The sequence below is a fragment of the Snodgrassella sp. B3088 genome (assembly GCF_026535815.1).
Taxonomy (GTDB): domain Bacteria; phylum Pseudomonadota; class Gammaproteobacteria; order Burkholderiales; family Neisseriaceae; genus Snodgrassella; species Snodgrassella alvi_E.
Window position 1 is genome coordinate 427 of sequence record NZ_JAFNPG010000007.1, and the last position, 25,850, is coordinate 26,276.

General features: G+C 43.5%; 30 protein-coding genes and 1 pseudogene. 15 read left to right on the forward strand and 16 right to left on the reverse strand.

Going from position 1 to position 25,850, the window contains the following annotated elements; genetic code table 11:
- Positions 1–212 precede the first annotated feature (212 nt).
- The 10 genes and pseudogenes from J3U75_RS04695 (at position 213) to J3U75_RS04740 (ending at position 5,305) form a co-directional block, all read left to right on the forward strand.
- Positions 213–626, forward strand: coding sequence for an RHS repeat-associated core domain-containing protein (locus J3U75_RS04695; protein ID WP_323811350.1), 414 nt, complete (start codon positions 213–215; stop codon positions 624–626).
- Between the two features lie 130 nt (positions 627–756).
- Positions 757–1,035 (forward strand): hypothetical protein, encoded by a 279-nt coding sequence (locus J3U75_RS04700; RefSeq protein ID WP_267390802.1) that lies wholly within the window; start codon positions 757–759, stop codon positions 1,033–1,035.
- Between the two features lie 87 nt (positions 1,036–1,122).
- A pseudogene (locus J3U75_RS11395) lies at positions 1,123–1,461 on the forward strand (immunity 22 family protein); the annotation flags it as partial.
- Between the two features lie 414 nt (positions 1,462–1,875).
- Entirely contained in the window at positions 1,876–2,259 is a 384-nt protein-coding gene (locus J3U75_RS04710; RefSeq protein ID WP_267390804.1) for an RHS repeat protein, read from the forward strand.
- On the forward strand, positions 2,232–2,648 hold the full coding sequence (locus tag J3U75_RS04715) for a hypothetical protein (protein ID WP_267390805.1): 417 nt from the start codon (positions 2,232–2,234) through the stop codon (positions 2,646–2,648). Before J3U75_RS04710 ends, J3U75_RS04715 begins: the two co-directional genes overlap by 28 nt.
- A gap of 1 nt (position 2,649) precedes the next feature.
- Positions 2,650–2,952, forward strand: a complete 303-nt coding sequence (locus J3U75_RS04720) for a hypothetical protein (protein ID WP_100140250.1) — start codon at positions 2,650–2,652, stop codon at positions 2,950–2,952.
- Positions 2,953–3,326: 374 nt separating this feature from the next.
- Positions 3,327–3,452 carry an RHS domain-containing protein gene (locus J3U75_RS04725; RefSeq protein WP_267390806.1) on the forward strand — a complete coding sequence of 42 codons (126 nt, stop codon included), beginning with the start codon at positions 3,327–3,329 and terminating at the stop codon, positions 3,450–3,452.
- A 183-nt stretch (positions 3,453–3,635) separates the two neighbouring features.
- Positions 3,636–4,034: a cupin domain-containing protein gene (locus J3U75_RS04730; RefSeq protein ID WP_267390807.1), complete on the forward strand. Its 399-nt coding sequence runs from the start codon at positions 3,636–3,638 to the stop codon at positions 4,032–4,034.
- 24 nt (positions 4,035–4,058) lie between these two features.
- Positions 4,059–4,385, forward strand: coding sequence for a carboxymuconolactone decarboxylase family protein (locus J3U75_RS04735; RefSeq protein ID WP_100141190.1), 327 nt, complete (start codon positions 4,059–4,061; stop codon positions 4,383–4,385).
- A gap of 176 nt (positions 4,386–4,561) precedes the next feature.
- The gene (locus J3U75_RS04740; RefSeq protein WP_267390808.1) at positions 4,562–5,305 is read left to right on the forward strand and encodes an SDR family oxidoreductase; all 744 of its coding nucleotides are present in this window, start codon (positions 4,562–4,564) and stop codon (positions 5,303–5,305) included.
- A 414-nt stretch (positions 5,306–5,719) separates the two neighbouring features.
- Here the strand turns inward: J3U75_RS04740 and J3U75_RS04745 are convergent, their stop codons facing one another.
- The 15 genes from J3U75_RS04745 to J3U75_RS04815 form a co-directional block, all read right to left on the reverse strand.
- The gene (locus J3U75_RS04745; RefSeq protein ID WP_100156701.1) at positions 5,720–6,142 is read right to left on the reverse strand and encodes a F0F1 ATP synthase subunit epsilon; all 423 of its coding nucleotides are present in this window, start codon (positions 6,140–6,142) and stop codon (positions 5,720–5,722) included.
- 10 nt (positions 6,143–6,152) lie between these two features.
- Positions 6,153–7,550 (reverse strand): F0F1 ATP synthase subunit beta, encoded by a 1,398-nt coding sequence (gene atpD, locus J3U75_RS04750; protein ID WP_100100496.1) that lies wholly within the window; start codon positions 7,548–7,550, stop codon positions 6,153–6,155.
- Between the two features lie 33 nt (positions 7,551–7,583).
- Positions 7,584–8,459 (reverse strand): F0F1 ATP synthase subunit gamma, encoded by an 876-nt coding sequence (gene atpG / locus J3U75_RS04755; protein ID WP_100141186.1) that lies wholly within the window; start codon positions 8,457–8,459, stop codon positions 7,584–7,586.
- Positions 8,460–8,483: 24 nt separating this feature from the next.
- Entirely contained in the window at positions 8,484–10,031 is a 1,548-nt protein-coding gene (atpA, locus tag J3U75_RS04760) for a F0F1 ATP synthase subunit alpha (protein WP_100151587.1), read from the reverse strand.
- Between the two features lie 10 nt (positions 10,032–10,041).
- Positions 10,042–10,578: a F0F1 ATP synthase subunit delta gene (locus J3U75_RS04765; RefSeq protein ID WP_267390810.1), complete on the reverse strand. Its 537-nt coding sequence runs from the start codon at positions 10,576–10,578 to the stop codon at positions 10,042–10,044.
- 4 nt (positions 10,579–10,582) lie between these two features.
- Positions 10,583–11,053 (reverse strand): F0F1 ATP synthase subunit B, encoded by a 471-nt coding sequence (locus J3U75_RS04770; RefSeq protein ID WP_025331626.1) that lies wholly within the window; start codon positions 11,051–11,053, stop codon positions 10,583–10,585.
- Between the two features lie 64 nt (positions 11,054–11,117).
- Positions 11,118–11,348 carry a F0F1 ATP synthase subunit C gene (gene atpE / locus J3U75_RS04775; protein WP_025331627.1) on the reverse strand — a complete coding sequence of 77 codons (231 nt, stop codon included), beginning with the start codon at positions 11,346–11,348 and terminating at the stop codon, positions 11,118–11,120.
- A gap of 52 nt (positions 11,349–11,400) precedes the next feature.
- Positions 11,401–12,261, reverse strand: a complete 861-nt coding sequence (gene atpB, locus J3U75_RS04780) for a F0F1 ATP synthase subunit A (RefSeq protein WP_100141183.1) — start codon at positions 12,259–12,261, stop codon at positions 11,401–11,403.
- Entirely contained in the window at positions 12,258–12,602 is a 345-nt protein-coding gene (locus J3U75_RS04785) for an ATP synthase subunit I (RefSeq protein WP_267390812.1), read from the reverse strand. The genes atpB and J3U75_RS04785 overlap by 4 nt, the downstream gene beginning before the upstream one ends.
- Positions 12,603–12,796: 194 nt before the next feature.
- The gene (locus tag J3U75_RS04790) at positions 12,797–13,651 is read right to left on the reverse strand and encodes a ParB/RepB/Spo0J family partition protein (RefSeq protein WP_267390814.1); all 855 of its coding nucleotides are present in this window, start codon (positions 13,649–13,651) and stop codon (positions 12,797–12,799) included.
- A 70-nt stretch (positions 13,652–13,721) separates the two neighbouring features.
- Positions 13,722–14,501, reverse strand: coding sequence for a ParA family protein (locus J3U75_RS04795; protein ID WP_100151582.1), 780 nt, complete (start codon positions 14,499–14,501; stop codon positions 13,722–13,724).
- On the reverse strand, positions 14,498–15,133 hold the full coding sequence (gene rsmG / locus J3U75_RS04800) for a 16S rRNA (guanine(527)-N(7))-methyltransferase RsmG (RefSeq protein ID WP_100141179.1): 636 nt from the start codon (positions 15,131–15,133) through the stop codon (positions 14,498–14,500). Before rsmG ends, J3U75_RS04795 begins: the two co-directional genes overlap by 4 nt.
- Positions 15,130–17,019, reverse strand: coding sequence for a tRNA uridine-5-carboxymethylaminomethyl(34) synthesis enzyme MnmG (mnmG, locus tag J3U75_RS04805; RefSeq protein ID WP_267391027.1), 1,890 nt, complete (start codon positions 17,017–17,019; stop codon positions 15,130–15,132). The genes rsmG and mnmG overlap by 4 nt, the downstream gene beginning before the upstream one ends.
- A gap of 150 nt (positions 17,020–17,169) precedes the next feature.
- Positions 17,170–17,493, reverse strand: coding sequence for a hypothetical protein (locus J3U75_RS04810; protein ID WP_100141177.1), 324 nt, complete (start codon positions 17,491–17,493; stop codon positions 17,170–17,172).
- 25 nt (positions 17,494–17,518) lie between these two features.
- Complete coding sequence (locus J3U75_RS04815) at positions 17,519–17,956, reverse strand: surface-adhesin E family protein (RefSeq protein ID WP_100156695.1); 438 nt, start codon at positions 17,954–17,956, stop codon at positions 17,519–17,521.
- Positions 17,957–18,049: 93 nt separating this feature from the next.
- Here J3U75_RS04815 and recQ point away from each other — a divergent pair, with 93 nt between their 5' ends.
- The 5 genes from recQ to J3U75_RS04840 all read left to right on the forward strand — a co-directional run bounded on the left by recQ (position 18,050) and on the right by J3U75_RS04840 (position 24,583).
- Positions 18,050–19,840, forward strand: coding sequence for a DNA helicase RecQ (gene recQ, locus J3U75_RS04820; RefSeq protein WP_323811351.1), 1,791 nt, complete (start codon positions 18,050–18,052; stop codon positions 19,838–19,840).
- Between the two features lie 63 nt (positions 19,841–19,903).
- A complete protein-coding gene (locus J3U75_RS04825; protein ID WP_100141174.1) occupies positions 19,904–20,665 on the forward strand; it encodes a DUF4184 family protein in 762 nt (253 codons plus the stop codon).
- A 363-nt stretch (positions 20,666–21,028) separates the two neighbouring features.
- Positions 21,029–23,170 (forward strand): anaerobic ribonucleoside-triphosphate reductase, encoded by a 2,142-nt coding sequence (nrdD, locus tag J3U75_RS04830; protein WP_267390816.1) that lies wholly within the window; start codon positions 21,029–21,031, stop codon positions 23,168–23,170.
- A 2-nt stretch (positions 23,171–23,172) separates the two neighbouring features.
- A complete protein-coding gene (gene nrdG / locus J3U75_RS04835) occupies positions 23,173–23,643 on the forward strand; it encodes an anaerobic ribonucleoside-triphosphate reductase-activating protein (RefSeq protein ID WP_267390817.1) in 471 nt (156 codons plus the stop codon).
- 379 nt (positions 23,644–24,022) lie between these two features.
- The gene (locus J3U75_RS04840) at positions 24,023–24,583 is read left to right on the forward strand and encodes a hypoxanthine-guanine phosphoribosyltransferase (protein ID WP_267391028.1); all 561 of its coding nucleotides are present in this window, start codon (positions 24,023–24,025) and stop codon (positions 24,581–24,583) included.
- Positions 24,584–25,488: 905 nt separating this feature from the next.
- Here J3U75_RS04840 and J3U75_RS04845 read toward each other — a convergent pair.
- Positions 25,489–25,710, reverse strand: a complete 222-nt coding sequence (locus J3U75_RS04845; protein WP_267390818.1) for a hypothetical protein — start codon at positions 25,708–25,710, stop codon at positions 25,489–25,491.
- Positions 25,711–25,850: the final 140 nt, after the last annotated feature.

Sequence of the window (25,850 nt, forward strand, 5' to 3'; positions counted from 1 at the left end):
ACGTACCCTCAGCAAACAGACCGCCAGCGGTACCCAGTATTACCTCTACGATGCCGAACACCGCCTAATCGAAGTTCGTATCGAAAAATTAAACCGTACCGAACGTTACGGCTATGTCTACGATGCCTTAGGCCGACGTATCGAAAAACANCCAGATAGACCGGGCGGGCAAAGCCTGCAACCGTACCCGTTTCCTGTGGGACGGGCTGAGAATGATTCAGGAAACCCGTACTGACAGAAGCAAAAGCGTCTATATCTACACGGATGAAAGCGGCTATGAACCCTTAGCCAGAGTGGAGACCACCACCGGTACGGAACAGAAAGTGCTGTACTACCACACCGATGTCAACGGCGCCCCGGAAGAACTTACTGATGAAGATGGTCATATTGTATGGGCATGCAGCTATCAGCTGTGGGGCAAACCGATACAGGAAATCGAACACAGTCAGATACAACAGAACCTGAGGTATCAGGGACAGTATTTAGACAGAGAAACGGGCTTACATTACAATACTTTCAGGTACTATGACCCGGATATAGGCAGATTCACGCAGCCGGACCCGATTGGGTTGCTGGGTGGGTTTAATTTGTATCAGTATGCGCCTAATGGGTTGANATTGGATTGACCCTTGGGGTTGGGCTCCTTGGAAGAAAGGAGGCTTTGATGACTGGTTTAATAATGCCTCACTCGATGAAATCAGGGCTAATAAAAAAGCAGTTGAAACAGCTTTACGCAATGGTGGAGGCAAACATGAAATGTTCCCTGTTAGCCTAGCAGCAAAAGCTAAATCATTAGGGTTTACTGCTCAGGAATTAAAGGCAATGACAGTTCCCACTAAAGATATTTATTTTGTTGATGTTACAAATAAAAAAACTGGGGCACTAATTCAAGGAGATCATCATGGTACTAAGGCTGGTTCATATTTTCATAAAGAGTTAATTAAAAGATTAAATAGAGCTAAATCGAAAAAACAAGCAATGGATATAATTGAACAAACCCATAAGAAGCATATGAGATATAAATCAGGATGTTAACTAAGGAATAGTTAAATATGAATAAAATTGATATAAATAAAGTTACCATTCAATTATGGATAGGNCAATAACTTTTTAGAGGAAGAAAAATATCAACAATATTTTCAACAGTTTGAGGGTATACAAAAGGATGTATTAAACCCAAAACCAAGATGTTTATTTTGTGCAGATATTGGAGAAATCGCTTATATTACAGAAAAATTAGTTGTATTAGAAAGATTTAGTTCTTCTCAGAAAATTGAATACATTATTGATAGCATAAAAGTGAATAAAAATGAGAAAAAAAGAATTTATGAGAAATGCATTGAATTAGGTATATCAAAAGCTAATGCTTTATTTTGGTATAAAGCAAGTGAATTAACACTTAAAAAACCATACAAAGAAAACTATAACGGACTTAAATATATCGGAATATTTAATATTTAAGTTTTATTATTAACATACAAATTATTGATAATAGTTGAGATTATATATAGAAGCCTAAATTATTTTGCTTAGGCTTTTGATTAGAAAATATTTATTATCTGTTTGAATTTATATACAACTATAGTTATTAACCCTCCTCTACTTCAGGCTAAGGACGCTACCAGTACGACAACCTCGACCGACTGGTGAGTAAAAAACATACTCAGCAAGGACAGACCGATTACCACTATGACCGCACCGGCCTAATCGAAAGCTGTCGTAACCAAGTCTATTGGGAAACCTGCAATACGATGCCGAACACCGCCTGACCGAAGTTCGTATCGAAAAATTAAACCGTACCGAACGCTACGGCTATGTCTACGATGCCTTAGGCCGACGTATCGAAAAACACCAGATAGACCGGGCGGGCAAAGCATGCAACCGTACCNTGGGCTGAGAATGATTCAGGAAACCCGTACTGACAGAAGCAAAAGCGTCTATATCTACACTGATGAAAGCGGCTATGAACCCTTAGCCAGAGTGGAGACCACCACCGGTACGGAACAAAAAGTGCTGTACTACCATACCGATGTCAATGGTGCCCCGGAAGAACTCACTGATGAAGACGGTCATATTGTATGGGCATGCAGCTATCAGCTGTGGGGCAAGCCGATACAGGAAATCGAACACAGCCAGATACAACAGAACCTGAGGTATCAGGGGCAGTATTTAGACAGAGAAACGGGCTTANTACGCAGCCGGACCCGATTGGGTTACTGGGTGGATTTAATTTGTATCAGTATGCGCCTAATGGGTTGACTTGGATTGATCCGTGGGGGTTGTGTAATGTAGCTAACAACTCAAAACTGAATAAAAAAATAAAAGAAGCACAATCAGGAAAAGATGTAAGTGTTAATTCATTTAAAGAAGCCGATCAAGTATTATATGGCGCTTTTAATAACACCCGAAAAGTTACCGGAGCTGGGAATAAATCGACAGACAAAACATCTAAACAAAAAAAAGAATTTAAACTTAGACCTTTAGAAAAAAACAAAACTGCTGTATACCATAAAGATTACCAATTTAATAAAAATGGTGTTTTATATGGACATGAGGGATTACCAGATGGCCATCCTCATAAAACAGTACCACATATTAATGTTTTAACACCAAATGGTGAAAAAATAACTATTTATATTGAGAGGTAATATGCAAAAAATTATCAGCTTTATTGAAAATGAAATTAATTCATTAAATGGAAATAATAAAGAATTATATTTAAAACTATATTTGTTAAAACAACTTACTGTTTATTTATCGCAAAATAAAATTGAAGGAAAAGTGGAAAAAATAATTCCACTAATAAACACGTATACAGGATATTCTGAATATAGAGTAATGAATGATTGTGAATCAGATAATAAAGAATTATGGATAGAATATATTTACGAAAATAATAAAATAAGATTAAATACAGGGGACATTTTAGTAAAAATGAAATATTCAAAATAATGTGAAAATTTTATTATTATGAGTAATCCCTAACATAAAGATACCATCAAATTTTAATAAGAAATTTATATTAAAAAACAAAATATTATATAATTTATGATTACTACAATAACTTTTTTGGGCAATATCACCCGCCACTACTAAAACAGCTATCATAATATTTAGAACATTGTCGGCTGCTTACAACTTACTCCACTTCCGTGGCCTGCAATATACCTACGACGCACACGGCCGTACCCACTTCCTGTGGGACGGGCTAAAAATGATTCAGGAAACCCGTACCGACAGAAGCAAAAGCGTCTATATCTACACTGATGAAAGCGGCTATGAACCCTTAGCCAGNAGTAGAGACCACTACCGGTACAGAACAAAAAGTGCTGTACTACCACACCGATGTCAACGGTGCCCCGGAAGAACTCACTGATGAAGCCGGTCACATTGTATGGGCATGCAGCTATCAGCTGTGGGGTAAATCTACGCAATTATTAAGATACGCTTAGACAATATAAAAACATCTTAGAAATTGGAAGTAGATCAACACATTGAAATGTGCTGTTGCCTACTAATATGTTTAGATTAAAAATGGTGATTAATCATGAAATATTTGCTCAATAAAAAATACTTGAATTAAAGTGAACTTGAAGTTTTATACTTAATCATCAAAACATTTCAAGATAAAAACCATGAATTCATCATTTAAACAAATCTTTCCACTAGGTGAAGAAAATATCAATTATGCTCAATATTTTATTGGTCAGAGCTATTTAGCTAATCTGGCTGCTATTGATGGAAATGTTGATGTAGACGTTAGCAATGTTACTTTCGAGCCCGGCTGCCACAACCATTGGCACAAACATTTAAATGGCTATCAAATTTTACTTGCTACTGCCGGTCAGGGTTGGTATCAAGAAGCAGGCAAACCGGCACAATTACTTAATCCTGGCGATGTAGTGGTTATTCATGCCGGAGTCAAACATTGGCATGGAGCAACGAAAGATAGTTGGTTCAGTCATGTGGCCATTACCAAAGGTCAAAGCGAATGGCTGGAACCCGTAGTAAGCAGCGATTACAACGCTCTGTAATTTTTAATCTAGAGGAGTACTGCAATGAAAAAACAGACAGCAGGTCATGAACTTTTAGGCAAATTTGCACCTCAGTTTGCTCATTTTAATGATGATGTTTTATTTGGTGAAGTTTGGTCACGAGAACAACAATTGCCAGCACATCAGCGCAGCATGATTACTATTGCAGCATTAATCAGTGCCGGTAATTTCGAGCAATTAAGTGCCCATCTGAATATTGGCAAACAAAATGGCATCACCAAAGATGAAATTGTTGAAATTATTACTCATCTGTCCTTTTACGTGGGCTGGCCGAAGGCTTGGTCTGCATTTAATCTAGCCAAGCAAATTTATCAAGACAATGAAAAGTAATTTGCTCTAAACTTCAAATGTATTCAGATATTTGATAATTTTGAAATTTTTCCTTGGTCAAACTTAAGCTCAGACACTATAGCTAATTTGCCAGCTAATATTTATATACCTGTCATTTAATCTTAACAAAACATCGGTGTTTGAGCACTAAACGGAACTAATCAAAGGAGTAAAACATGGCTGTTCAAAATAAAGTAGTCATCATAACCGGTGCATCATCAGGTATTGGCGCAGCAACTGCACGCTTACTAGCTCAAAACGGAGCAAAAGTCGTACTTGCTGCGCGCCGCGAATCACAGCTTCAACAACTACAACAACAGATTACTCAGTCTGGCGGTGAGGCCGTTTATCAAGTTACAGATGTGCGCCAGCCGGAAGAAATGCATGCATTAGTTGAGCTGGCTCAAAAACATTTTCAGGGTGTAGATGTGATATTTAATAACGCCGGTATTATGCCCAACTCCCCTATCAGTGCTCTTCAGACAAACGACTGGAATAATATGATTGATATTAATCTGAAGGGCGTGCTAAATGGAATTGCTGCGGTCATGCCTATTTTCACGAAACAGAAATCTGGCCATATCATCACTACCTCTTCAATTGCTGGCTTGAAAAGCTTCATGGGCTGTGGTGTTTATGGCGCAACTAAATTTGCCGTACGTAATCTGATGGAAGTTATCCGGCAGGAAAGTGCCACTGAACAAACCAATATCCGTACTACTACTTTGTATCCTGCAGCGATCAACACAGAGCTGTTACAAAGTATTTCTGATGAAAATGTGCTGCAAAGTATGACTCAATTATACAATCAGGTTGGCATAAGCCCTGAAGCCATTGCTCGTGCTGTTAACTTTGCCATTGAGCAGCCGGAAGATACCAATATTAGTGAGCTGACTATCTATCCAACTAAACAAGCTTAATCAAATTATCTGGAATACAATATTTGTAGTAAATACGAAAGCAAAAGCTTTATGCTTTTGCTTTTTGTATATCAATTTAATTTGTTACTGCAGAAATCAACAATAATTACTGAATTAGTTTAACTTATTATTTAATAGTGCATTTTACAGATCAATACCATATCAATAAGCTTTTAAAAAGTTTATAGTATTTTTATTACAATTAAATATTTGTTTACTGGTCTCAATGATTTCTTTTGATGTATCAGCTCTTATCATTAATTTGTAAATGACATATACTTTGAAGTTTAAAACATTATACTGAGCAATATTTTCTCATGGTTGAACTTAAGTAATAGAAAAGCCCGAGCAATGCTCGGGCTTAAAACATTTTTTATTATAATCAGATTATTTATCTGATTATATCAATCAATGTTATTTTCGATGAGTGCGCAGGTAATCCAGAGTTTTCAGTTGAGCAATCGCCGCAGCTAAAGCCACATGAGCTTTGGCCAGTGAAACATCATCCTTGGCCTCATGGATACCGGATTCGGCTGCTTTTTTGGCTTCTTCGGCACGCTGCTGATCCATTTCTTCACTGCGAACGGCCACATCTGCCAAAAGCGTAAGCTTATTCGGCTGTACTTCCAGAACACCGCCTGATACTGCTACCAGAATTTCTTCTTTCTGGTCAGGTACGGTCAAACGAAGAGCACCAGGACGCACCAAGCTCATAATGGGTTCATGGCGAGGGTAAATACCTAGCTCACCTTCCAGAGTCGGCACAACAACAAAGCTGGCTTCACCTGAATAGATGTTTTCTTCGTTACTCACCACTTCCACTTGCATGGTACTCATCAAGCGCTCCTTAGTTTAGGGTTTTCGCTTTTTCAGCAGCTTCTTCAATATTGCCTACCATGTAAAAAGCTTGTTCAGGCAGGTGATCGTACTCACCATTCAGAATAGCTTTAAAGCCGGCAATGGTATCACGCAGTGAAACATATTTACCCGGCGCACCGGTAAACACTTCTGCTACGTGGAATGGCTGTGACAAAAAGCGCTGGATCTTACGTGCGCGGTTTACGGTCAGTTTGTCTTCATCAGACAATTCATCCATACCCAGAATCGCAATGATATCGTTCAACTCTTTGTATTTTTGCAAAGTAGTCTGTACACCACGTGCAACGTCATAATGCTCCTGACCAATTACAGCGGGGTCTAGCTGGCGTGAAGTAGAGTCCAGCGGATCCACTGCTGGATAAATACCTAAAGAAGCAATATCACGGCTTAACACCACGGTTGCATCCAAGTGAGCAAATGTTGTGGCCGGAGATGGGTCAGTCAGGTCATCTGCAGGTACATACACGGCTTGGATAGAAGTAATGGAGCCAGTTTTAGTAGAAGCAATCCGCTCCTGTAGACGACCCATTTCTTCAGCCAGTGTTGGCTGATAACCCACAGCAGACGGCATACGTCCTAGCAAAGCTGATACTTCAGTACCGGCCAGAGTGTAACGGTAAATGTTGTCAATGAACAGCAGTACGTCACGACCTTTACCATTTTCATCTTTTTCATCACGGAAGTATTCCGCCATGGTCAGACCAGTTAAAGCTACACGCAGACGGTTACCAGGTGGTTCGTTCATCTGACCATACACCATGGCCACTTTATCCAGTACGTTGGAGTCTTTCATCTCGTGATAGAAGTCATTACCTTCACGAGTACGTTCCCCTACACCGGCAAACACAGACAAACCACTGTGTGCTTTGGCAATGTTGTTAATCAGTTCCATCATGTTAACGGTTTTACCAACGCCGGCACCACCAAACAAACCAACTTTACCGCCTTTGGCAAATGGACACAGCAGGTCAATCACCTTGATACCCGTTTCCAGCAATTCAGTAGAGCTGGAAAGCTCATCAAATTTCGGTGCCTGTTGGTGAATGGAGCGGGTAGTACTGGTCTGAATTTCGCCAGCTTCATCCACCGGATGACCCAAAACGTCCATAATCCGACCCAACGTAGCTGTACCAACCGGTACAGTAATCGGTGCGCCGGTATTAACTACGGCCATACCGCGTTTCAGACCATCGGAAGTACCCATAGGGATGGTACGCACGATACCATCACCCAGTAACTGTTCAACTTCAAGAGTCAAATCAGTATCAACCAGTTTAAGAGCGTCATACACATTGGGTATGGAATCATGTGGGAATTCTACGTCCACTACCGCACCAATGATTTGTACGATTTTGCCTTGGCTCATTATCGCATCCTAAGTTTATTTGACCTGTACTGCTTAAACAGCAGCAGCACCGGCCACAATTTCTGACAACTCTGTGGTAATCGCTGCCTGACGCGATTTGTTATACACCAGACGCAATTCTTTAATGGCATTGCTTGCATTATCGGTAGCAGCTTTCATCGCTACCATACGCGCAGCCTGCTCGGCAGCCATATTTTCAGATAAGGCCTGATAAACCACAGACTCTAAATAACGGCGGACTAAAAATTCCAGCACCTGTTGTGGCGAGGGTTCGTATACATATTCCCAGCTGTATTCCTTACTTTCAGATACCTGATCCAGAACATTCTGCCCGATGGGCAGCAGTGTTTCCAGACGTGGTTCCTGACGCATGGTATTGATAAAGCCGGCATAAACCAGATAAATGGCATCCAGTTTACCTTCTGCATAACGCTGAAAAATTTCCGTTAACGGACCCAGCAATGTAGCCACTCTAGGTGTATCACCTAGACCCACAGCACTGGCAATGACATTCAAACCCACTCGGTTACAGGCGGCCAGTCCTTTACTGCCGAGACATACAACTTCGGCCTCCAGCCCCTGCTGATTGCATTCTTGCACTTTACTGAAGAATGCTTTAAGGATATTGGCATTCAGACCACCACATAGTCCTTTATCAGTCGTAATAACAATAAATCCTACTCGCTTACTGTCATTATTACTGCGCAACAGCGGGACGTTGTGATTAGAATGGGTTTGTGCCAGATGGCTCATCACCAGACGAATTTTATCGGCATACGGACGCGCCTGACGCATCCGTTCCTGAGTCTTCCGCATTTTAGAGGTTGACACCATCTGCATCGCTTTAGTGATCTTTTGGGTATTTTGAACACTGCGAATTCGGGTGAGAATCTCTTTTCCTACTGCCATTTCAGACTCCTTTCAATGACACGTTTACGCCTGATAGCCGTAAGACGATTTGAAGGTCTTCATGGCGTTGTCCAATGCTTTGGCATTGTCATCGCTTAATGCACCGGTGGCATCGATGTCCTGTAATACATTTGGACACTGAGTACGCACATAGCCCAAAAATTCTGACTCAAAATTCAATGCCTTGGACACAGGAACATCATCATATGAGCCATTATTGATTGCCCACAGAGTTAGTGCCATTTCACCTGTACTCAACGTGCTGAACTGTTTCTGTTTCATCAGTTCGGTCACAACTTCACCATGACGCAACTGTTTGCGTGTTGCTTCGTCCAAATCAGAAGCAAACTGAGAAAACGCTGCAAGTTCTCGATACTGAGCCAATGCCAGACGAATACCACCACCCAGTTTTTTGATAACTTTAGTCTGAGCAGCACCACCTACGCGGGATACAGAGATACCAGCATTAATGGCCGGACGAATACCGGAGTTAAACAGGTCGGTTTCTAGGAATATCTGTCCGTCAGTAATGGAAATTACATTGGTTGGTACAAATGCAGAAACGTCACCAGCCTGTGTTTCAATAATTGGCAATGCAGTTAATGAACCGGTTTTGCCTTTTACTGCACCTTTGGTCAGTTCTTCTACTTCATGTGCGTTAATACGGGAAGCACGTTCTAGCAGACGTGAGTGCAGATAGAATACGTCACCCGGATAAGCTTCGCGGCCAGGTGGACGGCGCAATAGCAGGGAAATTTGACGATAGGCTACGGCCTGTTTGGACAAGTCATCATAGACAATCAGGGCATCTTCACCATTATCACGGAAGAATTCACCCATACTACAACCAGCATACGGAGCGATATATTGCAGCGCAGCTGCTTCAGAGGCAGTAGCTGCTACAATAATGGTATGATCCATTGCACCATGTTCTTCCAGTTTGCGCACTACGCTAGCAATGGAAGAAGCTTTCTGGCCGATGGCTACATAAATACAGATTACGCCGGTATCTTTCTGGTTAACAATAGCATCCAGAGCCACGGCTGTTTTACCTGTCTGGCGGTCACCGATAATTAATTCACGCTGTCCGCGGCCAATAGGCACCATTGAATCAATGGCTTTCAGACCAGTTTGCATTGGCTGATCAACAGATTGACGTGCAATTACACCCGGAGCAATTTTTTCTACCGGAGCAGTATGTGTAGCATTAATCGGTCCCTTACCATCAATGGGGCGACCCAGTGCATCTACGACGCGTCCTACCAGCTCACGGCCTACTGGCACCTCCAGAATACGCCCAGTACAGGTAACTTCGTCACCTTCTTTAATGTGTTCGGATTCGCCCAGAATCACGGCACCTACAGAATCGCGCTCCAGGTTCATGGCGAGACCAAATGTATTGCCGGGAAACTCGAGCATTTCACCTTGCATCACGTCTGACAAGCCATGTACGCGCACAATCCCGTCAGTTACAGACATTACGGTACCACGGGTACGTAATTCTGTATCTACGTTCAGGTTTGCGATTTTAGCTTTAATCAAATCGCTAATTTCAGCAGGATTAAGCTGCATGAAAACTCTCCTAATTCATCAATGCCGTATGCAGGCTGTTTAATCTACCCTGCACCGACAAATCCAATACTCGGTCACCAACTTCTACTTTTATGCCACCAATTAATTCTGGGGCAACCACCTGATGCGCTTTCAACCGTGTGTTGAAATGGGCTTCCAGATCCACTACTACTTGTGCAAACTGCGCTTTATCAATAGGGTAGGCTGTGTATACGGTGGCTTCTTTTATGTCGTTAAGGGACAAAGAATAGTCTTGGAATAACGTATAAATTTCTGGCAAAACTGTTAAGCGTTTGTTCTGCGCCAGCACAAAAATGAAGTTTCTCAAATCTTCTGCGGGCGTAAAATCCACTAAAGACAGGATTTCTTTTGCCTTTTCAGTGTATTCGCATTCCGGCTCATCTATTAGCAACTGCACTTTCGGTTGCAGTATGATTTCAGCCAGTGTTTTCAGTTCGTCCAACCAAGACTCAATCTGATTCTGTTCTTGCGCCAGACTAAACAATGCCTTGGCATAAGGTCTGGCTATGGTTGCGAACTCAGCCATGGGATTACAGCTCCTGTTTCAGGTTCGCCAGTAAATCAGCGTGACGTGAAGGATTAACTTCACTGCGCAGGATAGATTCGGCACCTTTTACAACCAAATCTGCTACCTGCTGCCGCAGTGCTTCACGGGCCCGGTTAGCTTCCTGCTCTACATCAGCTTTTGCCTGAGCCATGATACGGGCAGCTTCTTCGGATGCCTGTGTTTTGGCATCCTCAACAATCTGCGCGGCACGCTTTTCCGCATTGGCCACCATTTCGGAGACCTGACTGCGACCCTCGGCCAAGATATCAGCAACACGTTTTTCCGCCTGAGCAAAATCGTTTTTTCCACGTTCGGCAGCAGCCAAACCTTCGGCAATTTTGTCGGCACGGGCATCAAGTACTTTGACGATGGGTGGCCATACGAATTTCATCGTAAATAGCACAAACATGACAAAAACAAGTACTTGTGCAATTAGGGTTGCGTTGATATTCACGATTAAACCTTTAGAATTTGTGTTTATTAATTAATACAGTTAACAACCAGCAAATCTAAGTTTATCAGCCGCCGATTTTGGCGAAGTACAAGAATGATACGCCCAGAGAGATAATGAACGCAGCATCAATCATACCCATGATAATGAAGAATTTACCCAGCAATGAGTTCATTAATTCTGGCTGACGGGCAGAAGATTCCATGTATTTTGCGCCCAGCATACCGATACCGATAGATGCACCCATGGCAGAAATACCAATCATCAAACCACAAGCGATAGCGATTAAACCACCCATTTACTTCACTCCTTAAATAAAAGAAAAGAATACTACAATAAATAAATTACCCTTAATGGGAATCGTGAGCCTGACCCAAATATACGAAGGTCAGCACCATAAAGAGATATGCCTGTAAAGCAATGACTAAAATATGGAATATGGCCCAAGCCAGACCTGCAACAATCTGGAGAATGAATAAAACCACATCGCTTACGCCTGCAGCACCGGACATACCCCAGGCACCACCCATTAGAGCGATCACCATAAATAAAATTTCACCGGCATACATGTTACCAAACAGTCGCATACCATGAGACAGGGTCTTGGAGAAAAATTCGATGATATTCATCAGAAAATTAGGGATGAACAACCAAATTTTGTTACCAAACGGTGCACTGAATAATTCGTGTATCCAGCCACCCAATCCTTTGATTTTGATATTGTAAACGATACACAGAAACAAAACAGATATCGCCATTGCCATGGTGGTATTCAGGTCAGCCGTGGGAACAACGCGAAGAAATGCATGATGATCACCCGTAGCATGCTGCCATGCCCAAGGCAACAAATCTACAGGTAGCAGATCCATAATATTCATGAACAGAATCCACATGAATACAGTTAAGCCCAGAGGAGCAATGGTTTTTCGGGATTTCTCATTGTGAACCATATCTTTGCAGATACCGCCCACAAATTCAATTAGTAGTTCGACGGCGGCTTGAAAACGGGTAGGCACACCTACTCTCATACGACGAGCGGCTACAAACAGAATAGCTGAGGCAATGATGCCAGTCAGTATGGAAAAAAATAGGGTATCCAGATTAAGAAAGGAGAAATCAACCATATTGGTCTGGTAATCTGGTGATTTCTGAGTGTAATTGATTAAGTGGTGGCTGATATATTCGCCCGGAGTCATCTCTGTGCCGCTCATAGTAACAATCTTTTTCTAAATGTGAACAATCCAGCCTGACTGACCAGTATAAGTCCTGTCAGGAAAGCAAACCAGTTAACTGCGGAATAGCACACGTAAACCAGCAACATCATTAGGCATATCATGAGAATTTTGCTGATTTCGGCCATTAATAGTGTTGCCGGTAATAGCGCCGGTAATTTTTTTGCGGCGATGATGGTTAGCATCGCCAATAATGTAGGTATCAGGTAACTCAGTCCACCTAATACTGCCGACCAGATAGCAGAATATTTCCACAACCATGCGGACACACAAACTGCGGCAAACAACATGACTGTTTGCCAGAACATGATCCACTTCATTCTGTTACCTTAAAAAACACTGCGGTAAGCTGCGCTAATATAATCAACTAATACTATATCGTCAAGTAATTTTGTGAAATTTTGTTAAATAAATTTTAGCTAATTTATTAATTTTTCTATATATTTCTTTAACATTGCCAAATTTGATAACTGAATTAAACAATTTTGCCACAATTAATCTGTGATTGCAGGATTTATTCCAGTCCCATTTTTTGTAATAAATGACTCAAGGTTTCGGGATTATCAAATTGTAAGATGATACGGCCGCTGCGCTGGTTGCGGCTTTGTACTTTCACGGGTACGCTAAAACGTTGCTCCAGTGCAGCTTCTATTGATTGAACTTCGCTGCTTTTTTCAGCCGGATGGGGAGTGGCGGTTTCTGGTTTGGCCTGTGCTTGCTGGCAACGGCGCTCCACTTCGCGCACTGACCAGCCATTCTGGGCTGCTTTCTGAGCCAGATCAATCTGCTGGATAACAGGTAAAGTCAATAAAGCACGGGCATGACCCATTTCTAACTGCCGGCTGTACATTAAGTCTTGTACTGGTTGCGGCAGATTGAGTAAGCGCAGACTATTGGAAATGCTGCTGCGGCTGCGTCCTACAGCTTTGGCCACTGTTTCATGAGTGAGTCCAAATTCATCTACCAGTCGCTTCAGGCCTTGTGCTTCTTCAATCGGATTGAGATTTTCGCGCTGAATGTTTTCAATGAGTCCCATTGCCAGTGCTGCTTCGTCAGAAATGCTTTTGACGACTACTGGAATTTCCGCCAGTTCGGCTAGACGGGCAGCTCGCCAGCGGCGTTCACCGGCAATCAGCTCATATTGCTGCAGTCCCATTTCCCGTACAATCACTGGCTGAATGACACCTTGCGCGCGTATGGATTCAGCCAGCTCTTGCAATGATTCGTCATCAATTTGAGTACGTGGTTGATAACGTCCGGGAATAATATCGCTAATTGCGACTTTGGTTAAACGGTCGCCACCGGTGATATCACTGCCGGAACCAAGTAGGGCGTCTAGCCCTGCACCCAAACCTTTTGCTTTAACCATGTATCGCTCTTTAATTTATTGGTTGACACTTATTGTTGTGCTGATGTTATTACCATGAAAATGAATAATTCTATGTCTGTTTAGTGGCTGTGCGCTGCAAAATTTCGTCAGCGAGCGCGAGATATGCTTTGGTACCAGTGGCTCGTGGGTCGTACTGCAATGCAGGCATGCCATGACTGGGAGCTTCGGCCAATCGAATATTACGCGGGATAGGGGTACTGAATAGCTGATCAGGAAAATGAGTCATTAACTGTTCATCCACCTGTTTGGCCAGTAAGCTGCGTGGGTCATATAATGTGCGCACAATACCTAGTATTTCGAGCTGAGGGTTGATGGCCTGACGGATTTTACGCACAGTAGCAATAAGGTCGGAAATCCCTTCCAGTGCATAATATTCGCATACCATTGGTACAATGATGTGACGTGCAGCTACTAATCCGTTGATGGTTAATAGGGTTAATGTGGGCGGGCAATCAATAATGATGTAATCATATTTATCGGCTACCTGCGCCAGCGCATTTTTCAAACGCATTTCTCGTGCCAGCTCTTGTACCAGCTCGACTTCAGCACCAGCCAGAGCTCTATTTGCAGGCAGAACATCAAAGCCGCCATGTTGTGCAGTAATTATGGCGTTGTTTATCTCTTCATTACCTAACAACACGGCATAGACGCCGTTGGTGACGTTACCTTTATTGATGCCGCTGCCAGTTGTGGCATTACCCTGCGGGTCGAGGTCAACAATCAATACTTTGGACTTTTTTTCCACCAGTGAGGCTGCCAGATTAACAACGGTGGTAGTTTTCCCCACACCACCCTTCTGATTGGCTACGGCAATAATATGTGCACTCATGCATGCTCTTTCTTGCGGACAATCACCATGTGACGTTCTGCATCCAGATGGGGGACACTGAGTTTATCCACACGTACCAGCTCAACATTTTCAGGCAAACGTTCGATTTCCTCATATGGATACACGCCTTTCATAGCCGCCCAATATCCACCTTTTGCCATCAGTTGTTTGGTAATGGTGACAAAATCGTTTAATTCGGCAAACGCACGGCTAGTGATTACATCAAACTGTTCACCCACCATGGCTTCTACGCGAGCGGTAATCACTTGTACGTTAGTTAAGCCCAGTTCGATTACTGCCTGTTGCAGAAATGAGGTTTTTTTGCTGTTGGCATCCAGCAAAGCAACAGGCAGATCCGGACGGGAGATAGCTACAGGGATGCCTGGCATACCACCGCCGCTGCCAACATCTATCAGACCACGGGCTTTTTCCACATAGGGCAGTAGCGTCAGGCTATCGAGGATATGATGACTAATAACATCCTGATCATTACGCAACGCGGTGAGGTTGTAAGTGCTGTTCCATTTTTTTAACAGTTCTACAAAAGCCAGCAGTTGTAATTGCTGTGGTACGGTCAGGTTGATATTCATTTGCTGCAAACCTTGTTGCAGCATCGTTTTCATGTCGCTCATGCTGTTTTTGCTCCCTCAAAACCCCGTTTTAGGTGGACCATCAGTAAAGCAACCGCTGCCGGTGTGATACCGGAAATACGGGACGCCTGTCCTACAGTTTCGGGACGATACTGATTTAATTTTTGTTGTACTTCGGCGGAAAGGCCTTTTACCAATGAGTAATCAATGCTATCTGGCAGTTTCATTTTTTCCAGATTCTGGCGATGGCTGATTTCTTCGTTTTGTCGTTCAATATAACCCTGATATTTTGCCTGAATTTCCACTTGTTCTGCCGCATCACTATTCAGTATTTCCTGTTGTGCATTGGGCAGAGTCATTAAGTCGGCATAGCAAACGTTTGGCCGGCGCAACATGTCCAGCAGGCTGGATTCTTTGCTTAAAGGCTGACCGAGTACGCGTTGTTGCTCAGCTATCGGCAGATTAAGAGGTGTATACCAGACATGGCTCAGGCGTTGGAGTTCGCGTGCGACAGCTTCCTGCTTGTGCTGAAATATTTGCCACTGTTCATCATCCACCAATCCTACGCTGCGCCCCAGCTCGGTAAGCCGCATATCGGCGTTGTCTTCTCGCAGTTGTAGGCGGTATTCAGCACGGCTAGTAAACATGCGATAAGGTTCGGTCACGCCTTTAGTAATGAGATCGTCAACGAGTACGCCTAAATAAGCCTGATCACGTTGCAATACTAGGGGTTCAGTTTCTCGGGTATACAATACGGCATTAGCACCGGCGAGTAATCCTTGTGCAGCAGCTTCTTCATAACCAGTTGTCCCGTTGATTTGTCCGGCAAAAAATAGGCCGGAAACAGTTTTGGTTTCAAGACTTGACTTAAGGTTACGAGGGTCAAAATAGTCGTATTCAATGGCGTAACCAGGACGTAAGATATGGGCATTCTGCAAACCGGGCATGGAATGAACCAGTTGTAGTTGGATATCAAACGGCAGGCTGGTGGAGATACCATTAGGGTAATATTCGTGTGTAGTCAGCCCTTCCGGCTCCAGAAAAATTTGGTGACTGTCTTTGTCTGCAAATCGATTGATTTTATCTTCAATAGACGGACAGTAACGCGGGCCGACGCCTTCAATTTTGCCGGTGAACATCGGGCTACGGTCAAAACCGCTGCGAATAATGTCGTGGGTTACGCTATTAGTATGGGTAATCCAGCAAGATATCTGTTGTGGGTGCATAGCAAGGTTGCCACGTACAGAAAATACTGGAGCAGGATTGTCTCCTGGCTGTTCCTGCAATTGACTGAAATCAATGCTGCGCCCGTCTATCCGCGGCGGTGTACCGGTTTTCAATCGTCCCTGCGGTAAATTCAAATCTCTGAGACATCCAGATAAATGTTGTGCTGCGGGGTCTCCGGCACGGCCACCAGCATAATTTTCTAATCCGATGTGAATTTTTCCGGCCAAAAATGTACCCGCAGTCAGCACAATAGCGCGGCTGCGAAAGGAAACTCCCATAGATGTCATAACGCCAACTGCTCGGCCGTTTTCAACAATAATATCTTCTACTTGCTGCTGAAATAATTGCAGGTTAGGCTGGTTTTCCAGCATGGAACGGATGGCCGCTTTATATAGAATGCGATCAGCCTGCGCCCGTGTTGCACGTACTGCCGGCCCTTTTGATGCATTCAGACGTCTGAACTGAATTCCGCTCTTATCTGCTGCCAATGCCATTGCGCCACCCAGTGCATCCAGCTCACGCACTAGATGGCCTTTGCCTATGCCGCCGATAGACGGATTACAAGACATTTGTCCCAGCGTTTCGATATTGTGAGTCAGTAATAATGTGCTTGCACCCATGCGCGCAGCAGCCAGAGCGGCTTCTGTACCCGCATGGCCGCCACCAACCACAATCACATCGTATTCAATCGGATAGTTCATTTTGACAACAGTTGATTCCATAACGTTGTTTTTTCACGGAACAACGCTTAAGCAAAAGTGTATTATTTTACGCGAGCTGCAGCTGTTTGTCAGGCCGATAAATTGATAAACGGATTTTACTTCCAGTAGTTGCCTGAACGGTGCATTGATTTAACGGCTGTGCACAGCCTGCCAAGCCGCATCCAGTCTGGCACCGGCGGCCTGCAATGCTGCATCGGCTTGCTGCCGCTGCACATCGGCCTGATTAAAATCACTTTGCAAGCGGGTAACATTATCCTGTGCATTCTTCAACTGTAGCTGTGCTGACTGCAACTGGGTTTGCAGCTGTAAGGCACGGCTCTGGCTGGCACTTTGCCCAGACAATGCGGCCTGATAGGCTTTCTGTGCGCTGAGCAATTCTACATCTGCTGGAGATTCTGCCCATGCCGATACGGCCAAACCTAAAATTATCCATAAGCTGTATTTTGCTTTCATGCCTGATTACTTTCTATTAGCAAAATTAATGGCTACATACGTGCTGATATTGCTGCTCGGCAGCAGAACCACTGGTGATACCCATCGGACGCAGATCGGTTTCGCCAAAATGATCCTGACGAATCAGCTCACCATGCGCATCCAGCAATTCGACATCAAGCACGCGGAACAATTTGCGGCTGCAGTCTATCTGAGTAGTGCTCAATGCAGTTTTATAGGCTGGTGTGTTGCTGTAATACTGCTGTTTCGGGTCGATAACGGTTTTACGGTCACGAAAGGTTACCATATTACCCTGACGTTTAATGCTGCCGCTATCCAGTGCATATTGAATATTACCGCTGGCTGATACACCCAGCTCAATCCAGCTGCCGCTGGCTTTGGGCACGTTGGTGGTGGTACAGGCAGCCAAAATAGAAGATATAGCCAAACTGGCTGTTAGGTGACGGATACTAATGATTTTCATGCTGATTCCTTATAACAGCAATTGGTTAGCTGTCGGAAATAGAGGTAAGTTGCAGTACAATACCCGTTTCAGATTCAGTGTAACAGGTGTTTTGTGACTCATGCCGTGCAAATTCTACACGATGTTTTCGGCTATCCCGAATTTCGCGGGCAACAGGCTGAAATCATCGACACGGTGGCAAGTGGCCATCATGCACTGGTATTAATGCCTACCGGCGCAGGTAAGTCTTTATGTTATCAAATTCCAGCCTTAATGCGCGATGGTGTGGCCATCGTTGTGTCACCGCTGATTGCACTCATGCAGGATCAAGTCACAGCTTTGAATGTAAATGGAATTGCAGCTGCTTGTGTTCACGGTGGTACTAGTGGCGAAGAGATACGGCGTATTGCCGATGATATTGCTTCTGAACACCTGAAATTATTGTATGTAGCACCGGAACGGCTGGTTATGCCACGCTTTTTACAGTTTCTACACCAAACGCCTATCAGTCTGTTTGCTATTGATGAGGCACATTGTGTAAGTCAGTGGGGACATGATTTCCGCCCCGAGTATCAGCAGCTGGCAATACTAGCAGATGAGTTTGCCTCTGTACCACGGATTGCGCTAACGGCTACCGCAGACAGCGCCACACGTGCTGATATTCAGCATTATCTGGCTTTAAATGATGCTCGCCTTTTTGTTTCCAGCTTTAATCGTCCCAACATTGATTATCAGGTTGTGGAAAAAAACAATGGCAAAAAACAGCTATTACAGTTTATTCGCAGCCAGATGCCGGGTGAAAATGGCATTGTTTACTGTCTCTCGCGCAAGCGAGTGGAAGATATTGCCGCTTTTCTAACAGAAAACGGTCTGACCGCTCTGCCCTATCATGCTGGACTGGACTGGGAGACCCGCAGCCAAAACCAACGCCGTTTTACACAGGAAGATGGCATTATTGTGGTAGCGACAGTGGCTTTTGGAATGGGTATCGATAAACCTGATGTGCGTTTTGTCGCCCATTTGGATATGCCAGCCAGTATTGAACATTTCTATCAGGAATCGGGCCGCGCTGGCCGTGATGGCCTGCCTGCTACCAGCTGGCTGTGTTATGGCCTGAATGACTGGGTATTGCTGCGTGAGCGGATTCAGCTGGCTGAGCGTGATGAAGCGCAAAAACTCATTGATTTGCAAAAATTGGATGCGATGCTGGCTTTCTGTGAAACGGCCGATTGCCGACGCCAGCTGTTATTGCGCTATTTTGGCGAAGACAGCCAGCCATGCGGCCATTGTGACAACTGTACTGACCCACCAACTCGTTTTGACGGTACTGTATTGGCGCAAAAGCTGCTGTCCTGTGTGTATCGAGTGGGGCAGCGTTTTGCCACTGGCCATGTGATTGATGTGTTACGTGGGCGCAAGTCGGAGTGGGTGTTGCGCTATGGCCATCAGCAGTTATCCACTTTTGGAATCGGCAATAAACTGACTGTTAAGGAATGGCGTACGGTGGTACGGCAATGTGTTGCTGCCGGTTATCTTAATGTTGATATAGCCAATCAGGCTTTGCAATTAACTGAGCAGGCACGCGCAGTATTAAAAAATCAGCAGCAAGTCTGGCTGCGCCCGCTGAAACATGACAAAACCCGCAGTAGCCGTAATAATGATATTTGGCTGCGCACCGAGCGCGAAGAACGCTTATGGCAAACCTTGCGCCGTTGGCGCAAAGAGCGCGCCAGTCAGAATAATGTGCCTGCTTATACCATTTTTGCAGACCGTACCTTACAGGATCTGGTCCAACATCCCCCATCCAAGCTGGCAGATTTAAATCATATCTATGGACTGGGTGAAAGCAAAATAAAGCATTTTGGTGCCGATATTCTGGCTTTGTGTCGCGAATGGGCACAATAATGGTTTAACGATTAGGCTGCTTAAACAACTTCCCGATTCTTGACTTGTAAACAGCTTTCGCTTATGCCCTTCACTTTCTCACACCCTGCCATTATTTTACCTTTATACCGTTTCAACAAATGGTTTTCTATGACCGGATTGATTATTGGCAGCATGTCACCAGATTTTGAATATTTTATTCGCATGAAAATGTTCGGTATCTATGGTCACGCCAATATCGGTATTTTTCTACTTAATATCTTATGTGGATTAGCAGTAGCTTTTATTTTTCATCTAATTATCCGCAATCCTTTCATTCTGCATTTGCCCGCTTGTTTGCAGCAACGTTTAAATGTTTATCTCAGATTTAACTGGACGGAGTATTTTTGCCGCCACTACTTGGTAGTTATCTTTTCGCTGTTTCTAGGTAGTTTATCGCATGTATTATGGGATGCATTTACTCACCCATCTGGCTGGTTTGTCAGCCATAGCCTTGTGCTAAAACAGTCAATTGCCTTGCCTTTTTTACAGCCATTGCCTGTGTACAAATTGTTGCAGCACGGCAGTTCCATCGGTGGTTTGTTGGGTATTGCTGCCTTCATCCTGTTGATGCCGCGGTCTGATTTAGCCGTTATGCGCATTGATTACCGTTATTGGCTACTGATTGCAGTATTTGCTTTGCTGATAGCGGGCATTCGTATTAGTTTTAATCCTGATTGTCTGCGCAGTGGTCATTTTATTGTTACTATTATTACGTCATTTTTTCTCAGTACATCGTTGGTTTCACTTTATACAATGTACAGTAAAAACCGCACTGAAAACTTGTTGCAAGGCGATCACCAATAACTCATTTTATCAATTGAACTATATAAGTTATTAGCGATGGCACGAATCATTAGCTTCGCCGCCAACAAGCAAGAAATGACCATTTTTTACACTGCACTTTCATTTTTCTAAATTATTGATTTTTATAAATTAAATATCATTGTCAACTCGATTTGATGCGCTATATCAAATAAAAGCAAAAAATGCTGCTTTATTCAAAACAGCAATCCCATATATAGTAAAAAAAAGAGCAACAGGGGTACTTTGCTACTAAATATAGTATCTATTATTTCTATATACCCCTTGCAAGGCCAATTGTTATACCTGAAAGACATGCAGTAACTGCTACCAGATGTTAGCGGCAGCAGCAGAAGGACTATCAACATGAAACCCATTGTAATTAAGAGAGATGGTTGCCGCGTTCCCTTTGATGCAACGCGTATTGAAGAAGCTGTACAGCACGCGGCCAGTGCGGCAAACATTATTGACAATACCTACTGTGCACAGGTAGCTGCTCACGTCAGCAGCAGCATGTCCAGTCGTGAATGTGTGGATATTCATGATATTCAGCAGGCAGTAGAAGACCAGTTAATGGCCGGTCAGTATAAAGAACTGGCACGAGCCTACATTGAATACCGTCATTCGCGCGATGTTGCGCGCGAATCTCGCGGACATCTCAATCGCGAAATTCAGGGTTTGGTAGAACAAACCAATTTCAGTCTGCTTAACGAAAATGCGAACAAAGACAGCAAGGTAATTCCCACCCAGCGCGACCTACTGGCTGGCATTGTGGCCAGACATTATGCTCAGCAACACCTGTTACCACGCGATGTGGTATTAGCACATGAGCGGGGAGAAATTCATTATCACGATTTAGACTACGCACCGTTTTTTCCAATGTTCAACTGCATGTTGATAGATCTAAAAGGCATGCTGACCAACGGATTTAAAATGGGCAATGCTGAAATCGAACCTCCTAAATCTATTGCCACAGCTACCGCTGTTACCGCACAGATTATCGCGCAGGTGGCTAGCCACATTTACGGTGGCAGCACCATAAACCGGATTGATGAAGTGCTGGCACCTTTTGTCCGTACCAGCTACGACAAACACTTTGCCGTAGCTCAGGAATGGCAGATTGCCAATGCTGAAGACTACGCCCGTACTCGCACCGAAAAAGAATGCTACGACGCTTTTCAGTCACTGGAATACGAAGTCAACACCTTGCATACTGCTAATGGTCAGACTCCTTTTGTCACTTTCGGCTTTGGTCTGGGCACCAGCTGGGAAAGCCGGCTAATTCAAACCGCTATTCTGCGCAATCGATTAGCTGGATTGGGCAAAAATGGCAAAACGGCTGTCTTTCCAAAACTGGTTTTCAGTATTAAAGACGGCGTGAACCACAAAGCGTCAGACATTAACTACGACATCAAGCAACTGGCTCTCGAATGCGCCTCCAAACGTATGTATCCGGATATCCTGAACTACGAGCAGGTTGTAGCTGTGACTGGTTCCTTCAAAACGCCGATGGGCTGCCGCAGCTTCCTCAGTCGTTATGAAGAAAACGGTCAGGAAATTCATGAAGGACGGAATAATCTAGGCGTAATCAGCCTGAATCTGCCACGTATTGCCATCGAAGCCAAACACGATGAAGCACGGTTCTGGCAACTGCTGGAAGAGCGCCTGCAACTTTGCCGCAAAGCCTTGATGACCCGCATTGCCCGTTTTGAAAACGTCAAAGCACGAGTGGCACCAATTCTGTATATGGAAGGAGCCTGCGGCGTGCGTCTGCAAGCCGACGAACCCGTAGCAAATATATTCAAAAATGGCCGTGCCTCCATTTCTCTGGGCTATATCGGCCTGCATGAAACCATTTATGCCCTGTACGGCAGCGACATCCATGTGTTTGACAGTGACAACCTGCGTCAGAAAGCCATAGCTATTGTCGAGAAACTGCGCCGTGCTGCCGACCAGTGGAAAACTGAGACCGGCTATGGCTTCAGCCTTTACAGCACTCCGAGCGAAAACTTGTGTGACCGCTTCTGTCGTCTTGATACCGCTGAATTCGGCGTAATTGACGGTGTAACCGACAAAGGCTACTACACCAACAGCTTTCATCTAGATGTAGAAAAAAAAGTTAATCCATACGACAAAATCGATTTCGAAGCACCTTACCCAAAAATGGCCAGTGGTGGCTTCATTTGTTACGGCGAATACCCTAATCTGCAACACAATCTCAAAGCATTAGAGGACGTATGGGATTACAGCTACCGTCATGTACCTTATTACGGCACCAATACGCCCATCGACGAATGTTATGAATGCGGTTTTAGTGGTGAATTTTCCTGTACCAGCAAAGGCTTTGTCTGCCCCAAATGCAGCAACCATGATCCGGCACGCGTATCCGTCACCCGACGTGTCTGCGGCTATCTCGGTAGCCCCGACGCCAGACCGTTTAACACCGGCAAACAGGAAGAAGTGAAAAGACGAGTCAAACATCTCGGCCAGCAGTGTGGTGCTCTGTAAACATGAATTACCATCAGTACTATCCGGTAGATGTCGTCAACGGTCCTGGTACGCGCTGCACCTTATTTGTTGCTGGCTGCGAACATAAATGCCGCGGCTGCTATAACGCAACCACATGGCGAACCGACTCCGGCAAGCCATTTGACCAGCAGTTGGAAGACCGCATCATCAGCGATCTTAACGACACACGTATTATCCGGCAGGGACTGTCACTCAGCGGTGGCGACCCACTGCATCCACATAACCTTAGCGCTATTTTGCATCTGGTGAAGCGAGTGCGGCAGGAAACAGAGCATAAAGACATCTGGCTTTGGACCGGCTACACACTGGCAGAACTATCAGTAGCGCAACAACAGGTGGTAGCAGAAATAAACACCTTGGTTGATGGTAAATTCATAAAGGAACTGCGAGATCCAGCATTAATTTGGCGTGGAAGTAGCAACCAGCAGATTCATTATCTGCGCCCAGCGTGATTCTTAATTCAGCATCGTTGAGATGCGCATTATTCAGCGCATCTCAACGATGCTTTTAAACAAACACTACAAATAAATTCTATTAATAAACCATCAACTTAGCCTGCAATACCAGTTCCTCCCTGCCAAATGTAGCGGAAATTGGCATAAAATTTGCCTTCGCTGAATAAATTTTTGGGATAATTTACGCTTCATTTTGCTTACAATCGCGAATTTAACTCTACCATAGTGCTATTTCCCTCAATTGATACAGCACAAATTTACCCAAATAAACCTTAGCCTACACCGTCTGCTTCTATGCTGTGTCTATAACCGACAACCGACCAGCAACAGAACCCAAACGGTTTTTTACGCACAGACACGGACACCACCGATGAGCATAATTGATTTAACCGCCAAACGCGCTGAAACACAGGCCATGCTAGATACAGCAGAGCTGCTGTTTGACCGCAACACCTGTGAAACGAAACTGGAACAGATGGCTGCGGACATCACAGCTGCACTCAGTGACAAATATCCACTGGTATTACCGGTAATGGGTGGCGCAGTAGTATTTACTGGGAAATTATTGCCATTACTGCGTTTTCCATTGGATTTTGACTATATTCATATTTCACGTTATGGCGATAAACTGCATGGTGGTAACTATCAGTGGCTGAGAGCACCACAAAACGCCGTAGTTGGACGCCATATACTGGTACTGGATGATATTCTTGATGAAGGGCATACACTAGCAGCCGTTAAAAAACAGATACTGGAAATGGGTGCAGCCAGCTGCGCCACCGCTGTATTTGCCAATAAACTGATTGATAAAGACAAGCCGATTACTGCTGATTTTGTCGGACTGGATGTCCCCAACCGTTACGTCTTTGGCTATGGCATGGATGCTGAAGGAAAATGGCGCAATCTAGATGAAATTTACGCGCTGGCAGAAGATTAGTAACTTTGTAGCAAACAAAAACTTTTCGTTATAATTTGCCACTATCTGGATATTAGAATTGGAAAATAAAATATTTTGGCTAAAAATATGATAATAAAATATTAAGTACTAACAGCCACCAACTCAAATTTTAAAATCATCATTCTAATCTTTCCCTCAACTAATACCCGTAAATTCAAGCTACTATATTCAATTAGCTTATCAGGTCTATGCCTGATAAGCTGCTTATAATATGTAAAATCTGGCCAGATATAAAATATAAAATCAGCAGCAATCTTTATCCTAAGCGCTAAAATTAATTCTACCGTAGCAGCATGCTAATCAACTGTAAATCAATTACATGCAAAAACTTGAGCTAATAAAAAAATTCTGCAAACTATCGCTTAAATCTAAGCGTATAGAAGATTCATTTTAATTATTAATATATCCAATCAGCATTTACACAAGGAGTATCAAAATAAAAAACCAGTATGGATCATAAAGCCAATATAAAATTGCTCATAAAGTGAATTTTTTTATGCAGATTTAGATAAAAATTTTAATTTTAAATTTTTAGCATATTTCAGCTATATTTATATAATAACATTCACTATTATGCAAACAGCAATACATAATAATCAAATAATATAAATATTTATATTATTCATATTATTTTTTTACATTAGTCAGTCTGCTCAATCTATAATTACATTAATTAGTAAATCATAATATTTATTTAACACATTCTTGACAAATATAAATATCCGACAGTATGATGGCCGAGCCGTATTCAATAGTACGGCCAGCTCTGGAAGGCTGTTTTATCAGACAGATAAACCATTGAATTTTTGCAATAAATGGTTTTTTAAATCTGTATACCAAGTCATTGACATACCTTTTCCATGGTAGACAATGGCAGGGAGGCATTATGCCTGCCGGTTCTGATTAACGGTCTTCCAGCCTTGCCATTCTTCTGCCGCCACATGCGTCTGGAAGCGCAAAGCGGTGTTGGTAGAATAATCAGGAAAGGCAGTGTTAATGACTATTTTTTTGGCAGTAAACCGCCATCTGGAGGCGTATATGTTACGCCTGTTTCCGCCAGCGAAATTTATAATCGGCGGAATACAGGTTCTATTGGGATTTGCCATATCAATTGGCGTAAAAACAACACCTTTGGGTAAGATGAACCGGCAATTTTCAGCATTAGCCTAAAATACCCCAGAAAACCGATTATTTACCTAATGAAACCTGACAACGTAGCAAATTGAGTATTATAATCAATAATGAA

Bases quoted from the DNA above. Each gene is read 5' to 3' on its own strand.
- J3U75_RS04700 (WP_267390802.1), top strand. From the start codon at position 757: ATGTTCCCTGTTAGCCTAGCAGCAAAAGCTAAATCATTAGGGTTTACT.
- J3U75_RS04720 (WP_100140250.1), top strand. From the start codon at position 2,650: ATGCAAAAAATTATCAGCTTTATTGAAAATGAAATTAATTCATTAAAT.
- J3U75_RS04730 (WP_267390807.1), top strand. From the start codon at position 3,636: ATGAATTCATCATTTAAACAAATCTTTCCACTAGGTGAAGAAAATATC.
- J3U75_RS04735 (WP_100141190.1), top strand. From the start codon at position 4,059: ATGAAAAAACAGACAGCAGGTCATGAACTTTTAGGCAAATTTGCACCT.
- J3U75_RS04740 (WP_267390808.1), top strand. From the start codon at position 4,562: ATGGCTGTTCAAAATAAAGTAGTCATCATAACCGGTGCATCATCAGGT.
- J3U75_RS04745 (WP_100156701.1), bottom strand. From the start codon at position 6,142: ATGAGTACCATGCAAGTGGAAGTGGTGAGTAACGAAGAAAACATCTAT.
- atpD (WP_100100496.1), bottom strand. From the start codon at position 7,550: ATGAGCCAAGGCAAAATCGTACAAATCATTGGTGCGGTAGTGGACGTA.
- atpG (WP_100141186.1), bottom strand. From the start codon at position 8,459: ATGGCAGTAGGAAAAGAGATTCTCACCCGAATTCGCAGTGTTCAAAAT.
- atpA (WP_100151587.1), bottom strand. From the start codon at position 10,031: ATGCAGCTTAATCCTGCTGAAATTAGCGATTTGATTAAAGCTAAAATC.
- J3U75_RS04765 (WP_267390810.1), bottom strand. From the start codon at position 10,578: ATGGCTGAGTTCGCAACCATAGCCAGACCTTATGCCAAGGCATTGTTT.
- atpE (WP_025331627.1), bottom strand. From the start codon at position 11,348: ATGGGTGGTTTAATCGCTATCGCTTGTGGTTTGATGATTGGTATTTCT.
- atpB (WP_100141183.1), bottom strand. From the start codon at position 12,261: ATGAGCGGCACAGAGATGACTCCGGGCGAATATATCAGCCACCACTTA.
- J3U75_RS04785 (WP_267390812.1), bottom strand. From the start codon at position 12,602: ATGAAGTGGATCATGTTCTGGCAAACAGTCATGTTGTTTGCCGCAGTT.
- J3U75_RS04790 (WP_267390814.1), bottom strand. From the start codon at position 13,651: ATGGTTAAAGCAAAAGGTTTGGGTGCAGGGCTAGACGCCCTACTTGGT.
- J3U75_RS04795 (WP_100151582.1), bottom strand. From the start codon at position 14,501: ATGAGTGCACATATTATTGCCGTAGCCAATCAGAAGGGTGGTGTGGGG.
- rsmG (WP_100141179.1), bottom strand. From the start codon at position 15,133: ATGAGCGACATGAAAACGATGCTGCAACAAGGTTTGCAGCAAATGAAT.
- mnmG (WP_267391027.1), bottom strand. From the start codon at position 17,019: ATGAACTATCCGATTGAATACGATGTGATTGTGGTTGGTGGCGGCCAT.
- J3U75_RS04810 (WP_100141177.1), bottom strand. From the start codon at position 17,493: ATGAAAGCAAAATACAGCTTATGGATAATTTTAGGTTTGGCCGTATCG.
- J3U75_RS04815 (WP_100156695.1), bottom strand. From the start codon at position 17,956: ATGAAAATCATTAGTATCCGTCACCTAACAGCCAGTTTGGCTATATCT.
- J3U75_RS04825 (WP_100141174.1), top strand. From the start codon at position 19,904: ATGCCCTTCACTTTCTCACACCCTGCCATTATTTTACCTTTATACCGT.
- nrdD (WP_267390816.1), top strand. From the start codon at position 21,029: ATGAAACCCATTGTAATTAAGAGAGATGGTTGCCGCGTTCCCTTTGAT.
- nrdG (WP_267390817.1), top strand. From the start codon at position 23,173: ATGAATTACCATCAGTACTATCCGGTAGATGTCGTCAACGGTCCTGGT.
- J3U75_RS04845 (WP_267390818.1), bottom strand. From the start codon at position 25,710: ATGGCAAATCCCAATAGAACCTGTATTCCGCCGATTATAAATTTCGCT.